General features: G+C 68.6%; 16 protein-coding genes. 14 read left to right on the top strand and 2 right to left on the bottom strand.

Annotation, left to right across the window (positions count from 1 at the left end):
• Window positions 1-155: 155 nt before the first annotated feature.
• From BN1313_RS02870 to dapD, 11 genes are all read left to right on the top strand, one after another.
• On the top strand, window positions 156-1808 hold the full coding sequence (locus tag BN1313_RS02870) for a M28 family metallopeptidase (RefSeq protein WP_091736358.1): 1653 nt from the start codon (window positions 156-158) through the stop codon (window positions 1806-1808).
• Window positions 1805-2608, top strand: a complete 804-nt coding sequence (locus BN1313_RS02865; protein WP_245620070.1) for a DUF72 domain-containing protein — start codon at window positions 1805-1807, stop codon at window positions 2606-2608. Before BN1313_RS02870 ends, BN1313_RS02865 begins: the two co-directional genes overlap by 4 nt.
• 99 nt (window positions 2609-2707) lie before the next feature.
• Window positions 2708-3370: a TetR/AcrR family transcriptional regulator gene (locus tag BN1313_RS02860; RefSeq protein WP_091736355.1), complete on the top strand. Its 663-nt coding sequence runs from the start codon at window positions 2708-2710 to the stop codon at window positions 3368-3370.
• Entirely contained in the window at window positions 3370-4317 is a 948-nt protein-coding gene (locus BN1313_RS02855) for an alpha/beta hydrolase (protein WP_091736352.1), read from the top strand. Before BN1313_RS02860 ends, BN1313_RS02855 begins: the two co-directional genes overlap by 1 nt.
• A 36-nt stretch (window positions 4318-4353) precedes the next feature.
• On the top strand, window positions 4354-4488 hold the full coding sequence (rpmH, locus tag BN1313_RS02850; RefSeq protein WP_068877158.1) for a 50S ribosomal protein L34: 135 nt from the start codon (window positions 4354-4356) through the stop codon (window positions 4486-4488).
• Window positions 4489-4515: 27 nt separating this feature from the next.
• Complete coding sequence (gene rnpA, locus BN1313_RS02845; RefSeq protein WP_091736350.1) at window positions 4516-4956, top strand: ribonuclease P protein component; 441 nt, start codon at window positions 4516-4518, stop codon at window positions 4954-4956.
• Between the two features lie 19 nt (window positions 4957-4975).
• Window positions 4976-6790, top strand: a complete 1815-nt coding sequence (gene yidC, locus BN1313_RS02840; protein WP_091736347.1) for a membrane protein insertase YidC — start codon at window positions 4976-4978, stop codon at window positions 6788-6790.
• Between the two features lie 23 nt (window positions 6791-6813).
• Entirely contained in the window at window positions 6814-7491 is a 678-nt protein-coding gene (gene yihA, locus BN1313_RS02835) for a ribosome biogenesis GTP-binding protein YihA/YsxC (protein WP_091742187.1), read from the top strand.
• 55 nt (window positions 7492-7546) lie between these two features.
• The gene (gene argB / locus BN1313_RS02830) at window positions 7547-8482 is read left to right on the top strand and encodes an acetylglutamate kinase (protein WP_245620069.1); all 936 of its coding nucleotides are present in this window, start codon (window positions 7547-7549) and stop codon (window positions 8480-8482) included.
• The gene (locus BN1313_RS02825) at window positions 8479-9153 is read left to right on the top strand and encodes a pyrimidine 5'-nucleotidase (protein ID WP_091736341.1); all 675 of its coding nucleotides are present in this window, start codon (window positions 8479-8481) and stop codon (window positions 9151-9153) included. Before argB ends, BN1313_RS02825 begins: the two co-directional genes overlap by 4 nt.
• A 1-nt stretch (window position 9154) precedes the next feature.
• Window positions 9155-9994: a 2,3,4,5-tetrahydropyridine-2,6-dicarboxylate N-succinyltransferase gene (gene dapD / locus BN1313_RS02820; protein WP_091736338.1), complete on the top strand. Its 840-nt coding sequence runs from the start codon at window positions 9155-9157 to the stop codon at window positions 9992-9994.
• Window positions 9995-10034: 40 nt separating this feature from the next.
• On the opposite strand, the gene BN1313_RS02815 is transcribed toward dapD, so the two are convergent.
• Window positions 10035-10367, bottom strand: a complete 333-nt coding sequence (locus tag BN1313_RS02815; RefSeq protein ID WP_091736335.1) for a zinc-finger domain-containing protein — start codon at window positions 10365-10367, stop codon at window positions 10035-10037.
• Between the two features lie 90 nt (window positions 10368-10457).
• On the opposite strand from BN1313_RS02815, the gene BN1313_RS02810 reads away from it, so the two are divergent.
• Window positions 10458-11423 carry an ABC transporter ATP-binding protein gene (locus BN1313_RS02810; protein WP_091736332.1) on the top strand — a complete coding sequence of 322 codons (966 nt, stop codon included), beginning with the start codon at window positions 10458-10460 and terminating at the stop codon, window positions 11421-11423.
• Here BN1313_RS02810 and BN1313_RS02805 read toward each other — a convergent pair.
• Window positions 11389-13002: an EAL domain-containing protein gene (locus BN1313_RS02805; RefSeq protein WP_091736311.1), complete on the bottom strand. Its 1614-nt coding sequence runs from the start codon at window positions 13000-13002 to the stop codon at window positions 11389-11391. The genes BN1313_RS02810 and BN1313_RS02805 overlap by 35 nt on opposite strands.
• 172 nt (window positions 13003-13174) lie before the next feature.
• On the opposite strand from BN1313_RS02805, the gene mutS reads away from it, so the two are divergent.
• Together mutS and BN1313_RS02795 are read left to right on the top strand one after the other, a co-directional pair.
• Window positions 13175-15802, top strand: a complete 2628-nt coding sequence (gene mutS, locus BN1313_RS02800; RefSeq protein ID WP_091742184.1) for a DNA mismatch repair protein MutS — start codon at window positions 13175-13177, stop codon at window positions 15800-15802.
• Entirely contained in the window at window positions 15799-16392 is a 594-nt protein-coding gene (locus BN1313_RS02795; protein ID WP_091736308.1) for an HAD family hydrolase, read from the top strand. Before mutS ends, BN1313_RS02795 begins: the two co-directional genes overlap by 4 nt.
• The last annotated feature ends 2 nt before the right edge of the window (window positions 16393-16394 follow it).

Here is a 16394-nt window from a genome sequence, read left to right as displayed (position 1 = left end):
ACACCTCTAAGGACGGGCGAGATCGACGCCCCCCGACAGACTTGGGTGACGCCGGAGTCGATTTCACGCCTATACCGCGCGCAGCGTTCGATCTAGCCGTTTCAGCCTCTGCGGCCTAGGATCAGAAGTCGTTCAGCCCCCACACGAGCGGATAGATGAAAAAAATTCTCGCCGGCGCCGCCATCTTCAGCCTGCTTGCCGGCGCGGCCGGCGCCGATCCCAGGCTGGACGAGACACGGCTGGCCCAGCATATCCGCATCCTTTCCGCCGACGACTTCGAGGGCCGGGGACCAGCGACCCCGGCGGAAGCCAAGACCGTCGACTATCTGGTGAAGGCGCTCAGCCAGGCGGGCGCGCAGCCCGGCGGCTCGCCCCTGCCCAGCGGCGGCCGCGGGTGGACTCAGGACGTCCCCCTGGCGCGTTTCGAGATCAAGGGCCCGGTCGCGGTGTCCGCGAAGGTCGGGCCTGAGACCCTGACCTGGGCGCAGGGCGATCAGGTCGCCCTCCGCGCGCCGCAGACCAACATCGACCACCTGACGGTCAAGGACGCGCCGCTGGTCTTCCTGGGCTACGGCGTCAAGGCGCCGGAGCGCAGCTGGGACGACTTCAAGGGCGTCGACCTGAAGGGCAAGATCGGCCTGGTCCTCGTCAACGATCCCGATTTCGAAACTGGCGAAGGCGACTTCGGCGGCAAGGCCATGACCTACTATGGCCGCTGGACCTACAAATACGAGGAGGCCGCGCGGCAGGGCGCGCTGGGTCTCCTGGTCATCCATGAGACGGCGCCGGCCGCCTACGGCTGGGCGACGGTGAAGAACTCCAACACCATCTCGATCTTCGACATCATCCGCGACGACCCCACAAAGGCCCATCCGCCGCTGGAGGGGTGGATCCAGCGCGACGCGACCATCGACCTCTTCAAGCGGGCCGGGCTCGACTTCGAGGCGCTGAAAGCTGTGGCGCGCACCCGCGACTTCAAGCCGGTGGCGCTCAACGGGGTCAGCCTGTCGGCCGATTTCGCCGTCGATGCCCAGAAGGTGATCTCGAAGAACGTCGCCGCCGTCGTGACCGGCGCCAAGCGCCCGGACGAATATGTCGTCTACACCGCCCACTGGGATCACCTGGGCGTCGGCCCGGCCGACGCCAAAGGCGACACGATCTATAATGGCGCAGTCGATAACGCCGCCGGGGTCTCCGGCCTTATCGAACTGGCCCGCGCCTTCGCCAAGGGTCCGAAGCCTGAGCGTTCGGTGCTGTTCCTGGCGGTGACCGCCGAGGAGAAAGGCCTGCTGGGCTCCGAATACTATGCGGACAATCCGCTCTATCCGCTGGGCAAGACCGTGGCCGACATCAACATGGACGGCGCCGGCGTCAACGGCCCGGCGCGCGACATCTCCACGTCGGGCGATGCGCCCCTGACGCTGCAGGACGACCTGATCGCGCTGGCCAAGTCCCGTGGGCGGAGCTTCACGCCGGACGCGCGCCCTGAGGCCGGCAGCTTCTACCGATCCGACCACTTCCCTCTCGCCAAACGCGGCCTGCCGGCGATCTCGTTCAAGTCCGGCCAGGACCTGGAAAGCGGCGGCGTCGCGGCGGGCAAGGCCGCGGCCGACGCCTACACCCGTGACCGCTACCACCAGCCGGCCGATGAGTTTAATCCGGCCTGGAAGTTCGACGGGATGAGCAACGACCTGGGTCTGCTGCTCGACCTCGGCCAGCAACTCGCCAATTCGCGGGCCTGGCCTGAGTGGAAGGCCGGTTCTGAGTTCAAGGCGGTGCGCGACCAGTCGGCGGCGATGCGCCAGTGAGCGCCGACGTGGGACCGATCCGCACCGGCATCGGCGGCTGGACCTTCGAGCCCTGGCGCGGGGTGTTCTATCCCGACGGCCTGCGTCAGGCCGATGAACTCGCCTATGCGGCCTCGAAGCTGAAGACCATCGAGATCAATGGGACCTACTACTCGACCTTCAAGCCCGAGAGCTGGGCCAAGTGGGCGGCCCAGACGCCGGCGGACTTCAAGTTCGCCGTGAAGGCTTCGCGCTTCTCCACCAACCGCAAGGTCCTGGCCGAGGGCGGAGAAAGCATCGACCGGTTCCTAGGCCAGGGCCTCGTCGAACTGGGCGAACGGCTGGGGCCGATCCTCTGGCAATTCATGGCGACCAAGAAATTCGACCCAGGCGATTTCGAGGGCTTCCTGAAGCTGTTGCCGACGACGCGCGACGGCGTGGCCCTGCGGCACGTGCTGGAAGTGCGCCACCCGAGCTTTGTCTGTGCTGAATTCGTCGAGCTGGCGCGCAAGCATGGCGCAGCGATCTGCCTGGCCGACCACGCGACCTTTCCCTTGATCTGCGATGTCACCGCCGACCTTGTCTACGCGCGGCTGCAAACCGGCGCCGACGACGTCGCCACAGCCTACGGCGAGGCCGATCTCGGCCTCTGGGCCCAGCGCCTGAAGGCCTATGCGGAGGGCGACGCGCCCGACGACCTGCCGGTGCTGGCGGCCCCGCCGGCGAAGGCCCCGCGCGAGGTCTACGCCTTCATCATCCACGAGGGAAAGGTGCGCGCGCCCGCCGGCGCCATGGCCCTGCAGTCCCTTATCGACGCCTGATCTGTGCGTCGCCGGGCGCTCTTTGATGGCCAAGATGCCGCAGGGGCGTAACGCTGATCGGCTGATAATGGATGACACCCGTCATCTTTTGAGTGCCCCATGTCCGAGGCCATCCAGTCTTTTGAAGCATCGTCCGTCCGGTTCGCCGGCGGCAAGCGCGAACTGACCAAGCAGCTGAACCGCCGGTCGATTCTGGACGCCGCGCGCGAGGTTTTCGGTGAGCTGGGGTACGAGACCGCCACCGTGCGCGACATCATCCGCCGCACCGGCCTGGCCGCCGGCACCTTCTATAATTACTACCGCTCCAAGGAGGAGGTGTTCGCCGCCCTCTCCGACGAGGGCGCGCGGCGGTTCGCGCCGATCCTCAAGGCGCGGCGCGCCGAATCCGTGGACTTTGAAGGCTTCGTACGCGGCGCGATCACCGCCTATTTCGAGTTCTGCGCCGACGAGCACGAGAACTGGGCGGCCAAGCGGCCCGCCCATGAGCACCAACCCATCCTGCAGGGTGAGACGCCTGAGCGCGCCGCGGTCTTCGCCGAGGTCCGCGAGGCGATCCTGTCCGCCATTGCCGACCGTGGCCCGACCAACCCCGACGCCGACTACATGGCCGCGGCCTGCATCGCGATCGCCCGCGAGATCGGCGAGCGGATGCTGCGTCGCCGGCCGGTCGACACCAAGGCCGCAGCCGACTTCGCCGTCACCATGATCCTGCATGGCCTAGGCGGCCTTTCCGTGTCCCCAGGATTCGGACGCGCCAATTGATGCCGGCGCGCGCCGTCAGACGGCGACTGTTCCGCATCTTCATGTCCCTGCCGCCGCCGATCCTGCGGCTTCTGTCAGGCGGCGCAGGCGTGCATAGCGCTGGCCGCACCCTCGATCCGCGACTGCAATACCTGAACGGCCTGGATGGCCTCGGCGACGACGCGGGTCTTCCCGATCCCGACCCCAGCGTCGCCCGCGAGCGCCTGACCATCGATATCCCGACGGGACAGGCGGCCGCGACGGCGCTGCGCCCATTGCGACAGGACAGCGATCTGCCCGTCTTGGTCTTCGCGGCCGCCAGCGGCCCGGCAAGCCACGCCGACGGCTGTGAGGCGCTGTGCGCCATGATTGCGCGCGAGGCGCGCAGCGTCGTGCTGTGCGTCGACGCTGCGCCCAGGTCTTTGTCGCCGGACGACGCCGTGACGCGGGTGCGGGCCATCTATGACTGGACACGGCGCAACGGCGAGCGGTTCGGCGCGCCGGCTGACGACGCCGCGATCGGTGGCGCGGGCCTGGGCGGCGCCATCGCCGCGCGCATCACCCTTGAGCTGAAGATCCAGGGCGAGCCGCAGCCGGCGCTGCAGTTCCTGCTGTCGCCCGATTTTACAGAAACGGATTTCACCGGGGTCGAGGGCGCGGGCCTGGCGCCCGCCGTCATCGCCACCACGGGCTTCGACGCCGCCGCTGACAGCGCCGAGGCCTACGCCCGCGCCCTGCGCAGCGCCGGAGTCTCCTGCCATTTCAGACGCTATGACAGCCTTACGGAGGCCTTCGTCGCCTTCACCGGCGTCGTTCCGGCCGCAGCCCGAGCCGCCCGCGAGATCGCCAGCTTGACCGCCCACGCCCTGCAAAGCCGCTATGCCCCGTCCGACGCAGCGGCCAGACTCATGCGCGAGGCCGTGTCCGAAACCCCCACCATCGTTGACAGGCGCGAGGCCTTCAACTAAGCACCGCCGCTCGATTTTTGATCCGGAGCCTTCCCCGTGAAGCGCACTTTCCAACCGTCCCGTCTTGTGCGCGCCCGCCGTCACGGCTTCCGCCTGCGCATGTCCACCAAGAACGGCCAGAAGATCCTGGCCCGTCGTCGCGCCAAGGGCCGTAAGCGCCTCAGCGCCTAATCGCCGGCCTGACCGCCAAGGCGCCCGATGACGGACGCCGTCCTTAAGCCGGACCGCCCGAAGCTTGAGCGTCTCAAGAAGCGCGCGGATTTCCTGGCCTGCGCCAAGGGCGCGGTCTGCGCGCGCGGCGCGTTGCTCGTCCAGGCCCGCGCCCGCTCTGACGGATCCAGCCTCGTGCGCGCCGGTTTCACCGCCACCCGCCGGGTCGGCGGCGCCGTCGTCCGCAACCGCGCCAAGCGGCGCATGCGCGAAGCCGCCCGCGCGCTTCTGCCCGATCTGGCGCGCCCTGGTTTCGACTATGTCTTCATCGCCAGAGGCGGCGCGCCCACTCGGCCGTGGCCGCGTTTGCTTGACGATATGAAAAGCGCGCTGATAAGGCTCGCCGCCGATCCTGGCGCAGACTTAAATCCCCCCGCCGATGCGTCGCGCCCCCGGTCCGCCGACCCCGCGCCCGATCCAAACGCCTAGAACCGAGCCCGCGCCCCCCATGAAAGACGAAACACGCAACACGATCATCTTCATGGTCTGCGCGGTCATCCTGTTCGTCGGCTACAACTTCTTTGTCCTGGAGCCAGCCGCCAAACGCCGCGAAGCCGCCGCCGCCCAGGCCCAGCGGGCCGCCGCCGCGCCCGCCGCCGTTCCTGGCCAGGTGGGCGCGCCGATGCGCCCCGGCATGCAACAGCCTGTCGTCCAGATCACACGCGCCCAGGCGCTGGCCGCCGCGCCGCGAGCGCCGATCTCGACCCCGGCGCTGAGGGGCTCCCTGTCCCTGCGCGGAGCGCGGATCGACGACCTGTTCCTCACCCAGTACCGCGAGACGGTGAAGTCGGATTCCCCGCCGGTGGAGCTCCTGCGCCCCGAAGGCGTCCAGCAGGCCTGGTTCGCTGAGTTCGGCTGGGTCGGCGCGAACGTCCCCGGTCTGCCCGGCGCCGCCACCACGTGGACGCTGGCGCAGGGCGACACCCTGTCGCCCGGCCGGCCGCTGATGCTGCGCTATGAGAACGGCCAGGGACTGATCTTCACCCGTAAGATCGAGGTCGACGACGCCTTCATGTTTACGGTCACCGACGCGGTGACCAACGCCACGGCCCAGGCGATCACCCTGGCGCCCTACGGCGCCGTACAGCGCTACGGCCTGCCGACCACGCGCGAAAACCAGATCGTCCACGAAGGCGCTGTCGGCGCTCTGGGCGGCGACTCGCCCAAGCTGAAGCTCGTCAAGTTCAAGAAGTGGGCCAAGGACGGCGGCGGCCCGGAGGTTAGCTCGAAGGGCGGCTGGGTCGGCATCACCGACAAGTACTGGCTGGCGGCCATGATCCCCAACCAGGGGGAAACCATCACCGGCCAGTTCCGCGACACCAAGACCACAGGCACGGACGTCTTCGACGCCAACTTCGTCGGCGCGCCGCGCGCCGTGCCGGCCGGCGGCCAGAGCGTCAACGTCACCCATTTCTTCGCTGGTGCGAAAACGGTGCCCGTCCTCAAGGACTACCAGGCCAAGCTGGGCATCCCGAGGTTCGACGACGCCGTCGACTGGGGCATGTTCTGGTTCTTCACCCGTCCGCTGTTCGAGCTGCTGAACGTCTTCTTCCATTGGTTCGGCAACTTCGGCTTCGCCATCCTGGCGCTGACCGTCGCCGTTCGCCTCGTCTTCTTCCCGCTTGCCAACAAGCAGTACGAGTCGATGACCAAGATGAAGAAGGTGCAGCCGCAGATGGAGGAGCTGCGCAAGAAATACAAAGACGATCCCACCAAGCAGCAGACCGAGCTCATGGAGCTCTACAAGCGCGAGAAGGTGAACCCGGTCGCCGGCTGCCTGCCCATGGTCTTCCAGATCCCGGTGTTCTACGCCCTCTACAAGGTCCTGACCGTCACCATCGAGATGCGCCACGCGCCGTTCCTGGGCTGGATCCGCGACCTGTCGGACCGGGACCCGACGACCATCTGGAACCTGTTCGGCCTCATTCCCTTCGCCCCCGCCAGCGCGCCTCTGGTCGGCGGCCTGCTCGACACCAGCCTGCATCTGGGCATCCTGCCGCTGCTCTACGGCCTGACCATGTGGCTCTCGATGTCCATGAGCCCGCCGGCGCCGGATCCCGTGCAGCAGCGGGTCTTCCAGTTCATGCCGCTGATCTTCACCTTCATCATGGCGCCCTTCGCCGTAGGCCTGCTGATCTACTGGACCTGGTCGAACTGCCTGACGATCCTGCAGCAGTACGTGATCATGCGGCGCTTCAAGGTCGACAACCCGATCGACCGGATCATCCGCAAGGTGACCGGCAAGCCGGACCCGGTGACGTGACGGACGAGGCCGCCGCCAGCGCCATGGCGAATGTGCAGGGCGCGGTCTTCGACGACGAGACGATCGAGGCCGCACGGATCGCCTTCGCCCGCGAAGCCCGCTTCACCCTGGGCGCGGTGCAGATGGCGGGCTTGCCCGACACCGACCTGCCCGAAGTCGCCTTCGCCGGCCGCTCCAACGTCGGCAAGTCGTCGCTGATCAACGCCCTGGTTGGCCAGCACCGCCTGGCGCGCGCCTCCAATGCGCCGGGGCGCACGCGGGAGATCAACTTCTTCGTCGTGGACGACGTCCTGCGTCTGGTCGACCTGCCGGGCTACGGCTTCGCCCGCGCCGCCCGCAGCGAGGTCAAGAAGTTCCAGAACCTCGGTCGCGACTACCTGCGCGGCCGACCCAACTTGAAGCGCGCCTATCTGCTGATCGACGCCCGCCATGGCCTCAAGGACGTCGACAAGGAGGCCTTGGACGCCTTCGATGTCTCCGCCGTTTCCTACCAGGTGGTGCTGACCAAGGCCGACAAGATCACAGCGCCCCAGGCCCAGAAGCTGGTCGAGCAGACGCTGAAGCTGATCTCGCGCCGACCGGCCGCCTTCCCCCGGGTGATCGCCACCTCGGCGGAGAAGGGCGCCGGCATGCCGCAGTTGCGGGCCGAGATCATGCTGGCCTGCGGCCTCGCGCATGAGGCCGTTGTCGCCAAGACGTGATGACAGCGGCGGGCCTGTCCGCTATCCGGGCGATCCGATCCGACGGGAGCCCGACGTGACCGCCCAAACGACTTCCTCCACGACCGATATCGAAGCTCAGGGCTGGGCCACCGCCAAGACCCTGGCCGAGGCCCTGCCCTATATCCAGACCTATGACCGCAAGACCGTCGTCATCAAATACGGCGGCCACGCCATGGGCGAAGAGGCGGTCGCACGCCTGTTCGCGGCCGACGCTGTTCTGCTGAAGATGCTGGGCGTCCATCCGGTGGTGGTGCACGGCGGCGGGCCGCAGATTTCGGCCATGCTGCAGAAGGCCGGCGTGAAGTCGACCTTCATCGACGGCCTGCGGGTGACCGACGAGGCCACCATGGAGGTCGCCGAGATGGTGCTGTCCGGCGCCATCAACAAAGAGATCGCCAACATGATCACTCAGGCCGGCGCCGAGGCGGACGTGCGCGGCGTGGGCCTGTCGGGCAAGGACGCCGGCCTGATCACGGTCGAGAAGGTCACCCGGACCCGAAAAGACCCGGACTCCGACGTGGAGCAGATGGTCGACCTGGGCTTTGTCGGCGAGCCCAAGCGCATCGACCCCAAGATCCTTCACGCCCTGATGTTCGCCGACGAGGACTACATCCCCGTCGTCGCGCCGATCGGGGTCTCGGACGCGGGCGAGACCTACAACATCAACGCCGACACCGTAGCGGGCGCGTTGGCCGGCGCGCTCGGCGCCAAGCGCATGCTGCTGCTGACCGACGTGCGCGGCGTGCTGGACGCCAACGGCCAGCTGATCCGTGAACTGACCATCGCCGAGGCGCGCGCCGCCATCGCCGACGGCGTGGCCACCGGCGGCATGATTCCCAAGCTGGAAACGGCCATCGCCGCGGTTGAGGCCGGCGTCGACGCCGTGGTCATCATGGACGGCCGCCGGCCCCACGCCATGCTGGTGGAACTGTTCACCGAGCACGGCTCCGGGACCCTGGTTACGCGATGAGCGTCACCGAAGGCGTTGATCTGAGCGGCGTCGACGCCTGGCTCTTCGACCTCGACAACACGCTCTATCCTGTCGAGTCCGGCTTCCTTGACGAAGCCGTGTCGCGGATGACCACCTATGTGCAGAAAGTCACCGGCCTGCCGCGCGATGAAGCCTTCGCCTTGCAGAAACGCTACCTGCGGGAACATGGCCTGACGCTGCGCGGCATGATGCTGGACTGGGGGGTCGACCCGGACGACTACCACGCCATGTTCCACGACCTGTCGCTGGAGGCCCTCGCCCATGACCCGGCCCTGCTGGCGGCGATCGAGCGCCTGCCGGGGAAGCGGCTGATCTTCACCAACGCCGACGCGGTCTCTGCTGAGCGGGTGCTGAAGCGACTGGGCCTGGCGCATCTCTTCGAGGATGTCTTCCACATCGCCTCGGCTGAATTCCTGCCGAAACCCGCGCCGGAGACTTTCGACAAGATCGTCTGGGCCCACAACCTGGATGCGACGCGCACCTGCTTCTTCGAGGACACCGAGCGCAACTTGCAGCCAGCGCACAAGCTTGGCATGACGACCGTCCTGGTCGGCGCCCATGCGGCCGCCTCCACCGCGGCCTTTGTCGACCATCGCACCGATTCCCTCGCGGCCTTCCTCGCCGCGGCCCGCCTGAAAGAGACGCTCTAAGATGTCCAAGCTGACCGTCGCCGACCTGAAGACCGAGATCGAAGCCGCCTGGGAAGCCCGCGACGGCGTCAACATCTCCACCCGCGGCCCGGTGCGCACCGCCGTGGAGGAGACCATCACCCTGCTGGATTCCGGCGAACTGCGGGTCGCTGAACGCGGCCTTGATGGCGATTGGACGGTCAACCAGTGGATGAAGCAGGCGATCCTGCTGTCCTTCCGGCTGCGGCCGAACGAGCTGATGCGCGCCCCCGCGCCCGGCCCCTACTTCGACAAGGTGCCCTCGAAGTTTGAAACCTGGTCGGAGAAGGACTTCCAGGCCGCCGGCTTCCGCGCCGTGCCGGGCGCCGTCGTGCGCCGCGGCGCGCACATCGCCAAGAACGTCGTGATCATGCCGTCCTTCACCAACATCGGCGCCTATGTCGGCGAGGGCACGATGATCGACACCTGGGCGACCGTCGGCTCCTGCGCCCAGGTCGGCAAGAACTGCCACATCTCGGGCGGCGCGGGCCTCGGCGGCGTGCTTGAGCCGCTGCAGGCCAACCCCACGATCATCGAGGACAACTGCTTCATCGGCGCGCGTTCGGAAGTGGCCGAGGGCGTCATCGTCCGCGAAGGCTCAGTGCTGTCGATGGGCGTTTTCATCACCTCGACCACGCCGATCATCGACCGGCGCACAGGCGTCACCATCTACGGCGAAGTGCCAGCTTTCTCAGTCGTCGTGCCCGGCACGCGGCCGGCGCGCGAGGCTGGCGGCCCCGCCACCTACGCTGCGGTGATCATGAAGACGGTGGACGAGGGCACCCGCGCCAAGACCTCGGTCAACGAGCTGCTGCGGGACTGACGACCCAGACGACCGCGCGGATCGGCGGCGGCCGCGCGCCCTAGTGGCCGTGGCTGCCTTCGTAGACGCCCGGCGCGGCCTGTTCGTTCTCCGGGCCTTCCGAGCCGGCCGGCAGGACGAACCGGCGATCGCAATAGGGGCATTCGACGAAGTCGGCGCCGCCCATCTCCAGCCAGACCCGCGGATGACCCAGGGCGCCGCCGACGCCATCACAGGCGATCCGGCCCGAACGCACCGTCACCACTTCGGGCGCCGAAAGGTCTCGCACGAGGGCGGCCGGCGCCGGCTGCGGCTCGACCTGGGTCTGGGCCTCGGCGCCCTTCGGCAGGGCGGGGGATGTGGAGCGGATGGGGGAGCGGATCGGGCTGGCCATGAGTTCAGAACCTCTTTGCGCGCCTAGGTATCTGAGCGGGGCTTTCGACGTCAACGACGACGCGGCCGACCCATGCTAGGAAACGCTACGATGACCCAGCCCGATTCACTTCCCGATTTCGCCATCCGCGCCCAGGGCCTGACGAAGACCTATCCGGGTACGAAGACCACGGCGCCGATGCACGCCCTGCGCGGCCTGGACCTGGCGATCCCGCGGGGGTCGATCTTCGGCCTGCTGGGACCTAACGGCGCCGGCAAGTCGACCTTCATCAACATCCTGGCCGGCATCTGTCGCAAGACCTCCGGCACGGTGGAGATCTGGGGCCGCGACATCGATGAGCGCCCGCGCGACGCCCGCGCCGCCATCGGCGTGGTGCCGCAGGAAATCGCCGCTGACCCCTTCTTCACGCCGCGCGAAGCGCTGGACGTCGCGGCCGGCATGTACGCCGTGCCCAAGTCCGAGCGGCGCACCGATGCGCTGCTGGCGGCGCTCGGCCTCTCCGACAAGGCCAACGCCTACGTCCGCCAGCTGTCCGGCGGCATGAAGCGCCGGGTGATGGTCGCCAAGGCCATGGTGCACAATCCGCCGGTGCTGATCCTTGACGAGCCGACCGCCGGGGTCGATGTCGAGCTGCGCCGGCAACTGTGGAACTACGTCGTCGAGCTGAACCGGGCGGGCGTGACCATCGTGCTGACCACCCACTACCTGGAGGAAGCCCAGGAGCTCTGCGACCAGATCGCCATCATCAATCGCGGGATGGTCGTGGCCTGCGAACCGACCCCTAAGCTGCTATCCCGAATGGACACCCGTCTGGTGCTTGTGACTCCGGAGGAGCCGGTGACAAGCGCGCCGGTGCTGGCCGGTTTTGAGACCGCCCTCCTGCCCGCCGGCGGCTTCTCGGTCGCCTACCGCACCGGCCAGTCGAGCGTCGAGCAGGTGCTGGCGGCCGTCCGTGCGGCCGGCCTGCACATCCGCGACATCGCCACCCAGGATCCGGACCTGGAAGACGTGTTCGTCGCCCTTACGACGTCGAAGCCGGAGACCGCGGCGGCCTGAGCCGCACGCCCAGGGGCGTGGCGGGTTCCGTCGGCGAGTTCCGCGCATAGAAGAAGGCCGCGAAGTCTTCAGGCGACAGGGCCTTGGCGTAGAGCCAGCCTTGCGCGAACTGTACCCCGGCGGCGCGGACGAGCGACTCCTGCTCGACCGTCTCGACCCCCTCGGCGACGATGTCGAACTTCAGGCTGTGGGCCATCTCGATGATGTGCGGCGTCACCACGCTCGTCGCGGTCTCGCGGCCGAAGGTGGCGATGAAGGACCTGTCGATCTTGAGCGCGTCGAGCGGCAGGCTCTCCAGGAGGGACAGGCTGGAGTAGCCGGTTCCGAAATCATCGATGGCGACCATGTAGCCGGCGGCCCGCGCGCGATCGAGGACGTCGCGGGCGGCGGCCGCGTTGATGAAGCCACGTTCGGTCGCCTCCAGCCAGATCTGCGACGGCAGCACCCCCGTGCGCGCCAGGGTTTGCGCAAGCACAGGCAGGAAACGGCCGGTCTCAATGTCGCTTACCGACAGGTTGATCGCCACATGGACCTCATGCTCGCCGCCGAACATGGCGTCGAGATCGCCGACCACCCGCTCGATCATCAGGTCGGTCAGGGCGTCGATCAAGCCGCTCTCTTCGGCCAGGGGAATGAACTGGTCCGGCGATGCCCACGAGCCGTCCGGCAGACGCCAGCGGCAGAGCGCCTCGGCGCCGACGCAGCGGCCAGTGGCGAGGTCGATGATCGGCTGGTAGTGCGCGACAATAGCCCGGGCGCTAAGGGCTTCCTCCAGCGCCGCGCGCGGTGATAGCCGCTGGCGCAACAGCCAGACCACCACGGCGATCAGCGTCGCCGAGATCAAAAGGGCGAGCGGTACGAACACCAGCAGCTCGCGATAGAAGCGACCCTTCACCGCCGCCCGGCCGATCACGGCGAAGGCGGTCAGGTCGCGGCCAGCGGCGGATACGAACACGTGCTGATCGTCCAGGCCGCGGAGCGGCCCCTGGCTCAGGCGGGCGATCAGATCTGGATCCGCCTGGCCGGACAGGACGATGACCCGGCCCTGCCGCGTCGCGACGCCGAGGACCATGGCCGTGTCGAGGATCACGTCGACGAGCTGCTGCGGATTGATCAGGACGTTATGGTCGCCAGAGGTCAGCACGACCATTTCGTGCGCCTTGCTAACCTTCGGCCTGACGCCCGTGAAAAGGCCGTAGCCGCCGGCCAGCACCTGATCCGGCGCGCCGCGCGGAACTCGTCCGGCGACCGGTCCCCAACTGGTGCAGGTCAGAAGACCGCGCTGATAGTAGCCCATCTCCTCGATGATGCGGTTCTCGATGGTCAGTTGCCGCATCCGAGTGACGTGCGCTGCCGTGCAGCCGCGGAGGCCCTGGGACTCGATCACTTGCAACGCCGCCTTGGCGCCCGTGAGGGTCAGGTCGGCCCGTTGCAGCGTCGCGCGGGCGTAGCCGTTCAGGTGGGCGTATTCGGCGTCGACTGCGCGCTGGTGGGCGATCAACGTCATGAGCGTCAGGGGCGCGACAAGGGCCAGTATCGCCAAGCCGACGGCGACGCCCACAATCCTCCGTCGACCCATGCACGCTTCCCCAAGGGACGCAGTAGAGCGCAAATACTAGCTCAGCCTAAGGCTCCATGCACCCTCGACGGATGACGGCGCAGCACGCCTTCGTTAACCTTCGCCGGTGAACGTTCCATCGATTCTTGCCGACGCGGCCGTGACCCAGGACGCACTGGGCGCCTCCCCGGTCATGACGCAGTTCTTCGAAGCCAAGTCGCGCCAGCCGGACGCGCTGGTCTTCTTCCGCATGGGCGACTTCTACGAACTGTTCTTCGACGACGCGGAAAAGGCCTCGGCGGCGCTCGGCATCACGCTCACCGCCCGGGGCCAGCACGCCGGGGCGCCGATCCCGATGTGCGGCGTGCCGGTGCACGCGGCGGAAGCCTATCTCGCCAAGCTGATCCGCTCCGGCTTCAAGGTCGCCGTCTGCGAGCAGATGGAGAACCCGGCCGAGGCCCGCAAACGCGGCTCGAAGTCGGTCGTGCGCCGCGATGTCGTCCGTGTCGTCACGCCGGGCACCCTGACCGAGGACGGCCTGCTGGACGCCCGCGGCGCCAACCGGCTGGCGGCCATCGCCGTGCGCGCCGGTCAGGCCGCCGTGGCCAGCGTCGAGCTCTCCACCGGCGAGGTGGAATGCCAGGCGACGACGATCGCGGGGCTCGCCGCGGCGCTGGCGGCGCTGGCGCCCTCTGAGATCCTGGCGCCCGACCGCCTGTTCGCCGACGAGGCGGTGAACGCCGCCCTGAAGTCGGCCGGCGGTTTCGTCCAGCCGCTGGCCCAGGCGCTGGCCGAGCCTTCCGCCGCCGAGGCCCGTCTGAAGCGCCTCTATGGAGTCGACACCCTGGATGGGTTTGGGGCGCTCTCCGGCGCGGAGATCTCGGCGCTGGGACTGATCGCCGCGCACCTGGAGATCACCCAAGCCGGTCGCGCACCCGCCTTGACCGCACCGAAGCGGGCCGGCGAGGCCGACGTCATGTCGATCGATCCGGCGACGCGGGCCAGCCTCGAGATCGAGAAGTCGACGTCGGGCGCCCGCGAGGGATCGCTGCTCGCGGCCATCGACCGCACGGTCACCGCCCCTGGCGCGCGCCTGCTGGCGGCCAGACTCGCCCGGCCCCTACTCGACCCCGCCGCCATCGACGACCGGCTGGACGCCGTCGCCTGGTTCTGCGGCCACCGCAATCAACGCAGCGCGCTCCGCGACGCCCTGAAGGCCATGGGAGACATGGCGCGCGCGCTCGCGCGCCTGACGCTCGGTCGCGGCGGTCCGCGCGACCTGGGCTGCCTGCGCGATGGCCTGGCGGTCGGCGAGGCGGTCGGCGGCCTGTTCGCCCGGCTCGACGATCCGCTGGCCCAGCCGCCGGTCGAGATCGCCCAAGCCTTGGCGGCGCTGACGCCTATGGCCGAGGGCGAGTTGGCGGCCTTCCGCGACCTGCTGGACCGTGGGCTCTCGACCGACCTGCCAGCGCTGGCTCGGGACGGCGGCTTCGTCGCCGAGGGCGTGCGGCCCGAGCTCGACCAGGCGCGGTCCCTGCGCGACGATTCGCGTCGCGTGATCGCCCAGCTGGAAGCGCGGCTGGCCGGCGAAAGCGGTGTCGCGCTGAAGATCCGCCACAACGCGGTCCTGGGCTATTTCGTCGAGACCAGCGCCAAGGCGGCCGAGCCCCTGATGGCCGCGCCGCTGAACGCAACCTTCATCCATCGCCAGACCCTGGCCAACCAGGTCCGCTTCACCACGGTGGAGTTGGCCGAGTTGGACGCCAAGATCGCCCAGGCGGCGGAGCGCGCCTTGGCCATCGAGCTCGACACCTTCGAGGCCTGGCGCGAGGCCGCCGGCCGCGCCGCCCGCCCGATCCAGGCCGCCGCCGCAGCCGCCGCCCGCCTAGACGTCGCCGCGGCCAACGCCGAATGGGCCGACGATGTGGGCGCCGCCCGGCCGCTGGTGGATCGCTCCGCGGTCTTCGAGGCTGAAGCGGCCCGCCACCCCGTAGTCGAAAACGCCGTGCGCCGCGCCGGCGAGGCCTTCACGCCCAATGATTGCCGCCTGGATGGCGCCGGCGTTGCGGGTCCCAGGCTCGCTCTGGTGACCGGGCCGAACATGGCCGGCAAATCGACCTTCCTGCGGCAGAACGCGTTGCTCGCGGTGCTCGCCCAGGCCGGCTGTTTCGTGCCGGCTCGATCCTTGCGCCTGGGCGTCGTCGATCGCCTGTTCAGCCGCGTCGGCGCCGGCGACGACCTGGCGCGCGGCCGCTCGACCTTCATGGCCGAGATGGTCGAGACCGCCGCGATCCTGTCACAGGCGACGCCCAGGTCCCTGGTCATCCTCGATGAGATCGGCCGTGGCACGGCGACCTACGACGGCCTGGCGATCGCCTGGGCCTGCGCCGAGGCCCTGCACGAGACCAACCGATGCCGCGGCCTCTTCGCCACGCACTATCACGAGCTTGCGGTGCTCGAGGATCGGCTGGCCTATGTCGCGAACCTGTCCTTGCGGGCCAAGGAGTTCAACGGCGACCTGATCTTCCTGCATGAGGCGGGCCCAGGGCCCGCCGACCGATCCTACGGCGTCCAGGTCGCCAAGCTGGCGGGCATCCCGCCCGCCGTCGTCGCCCGCGCCCGCGACGTGCTGGAGCGCCTGGAGCGCGAAGCCGGCGCGCCCGCGCATCTGGCCGACCTGCCGCTGTTCGCAGCGTCGGCGCCTATGACCCCGTCGCTGGGGCCTAGCGTCGCCGAAGAAGCGCTCAAGGCCCTCGACCTCGACGGCATGAGCCCCCGCGAGGCCATGGAGGCGCTCTACCGCCTGAAGGGACTGCTGTGACGCTCAAGGCCCTGATGGTGGATGTCGATGGCGTCCTGATCGTCCATCCGCCAGGTCAGAGATGGGACGACCATCTGCATCGCGATCTTGGCCTCGAACGCGACGCCCTCGGACGAGCGTTCTTCGCGGTCCATTGGCCGGACGTCGAGTTGGGCCGCGCCGACCTCTACGACCGGTTGCGCCCGGTGCTGGCGACCATCGCCCCTCATCTGCCGGCGGAAACGCTCACGGCCTACTGGTTCGAGAAAGACGCAGCGCTCGACCACGATCTGCTGGCCGACCTGAAAGCCGCGCGCGAGACCGGCCTGGTCCTACATCTGGCGACGGTTCAGGAGCATCATCGCGCCCGCTATCTGTGGGACACGCTGGGGTTCCGCGACCGCTTCGACGCCATCCACTACTCCGCCGATGTGCGCTCAAAGAAGCCTCAACCCGAATTCTACGACGAGGTCGCCCGACGCACCGGCTTCGCGTCGCACGAGATACGCCTGATCGACGACCGCCTCGCCAACGTAGACGCCGCCGTCGCCGCCGGCTGGTCGGGTTTCCATTGGAAGCGCGGATCGAGGCTGGCGGAAGCGCTCAGCTGACG

This window comes from Phenylobacterium immobile (ATCC 35973), from assembly GCF_001375595.1.
Taxonomy (GTDB): domain Bacteria; phylum Pseudomonadota; class Alphaproteobacteria; order Caulobacterales; family Caulobacteraceae; genus Phenylobacterium; species Phenylobacterium immobile.
This window is presented reverse-complemented; position numbering and strand designations above follow the sequence as displayed.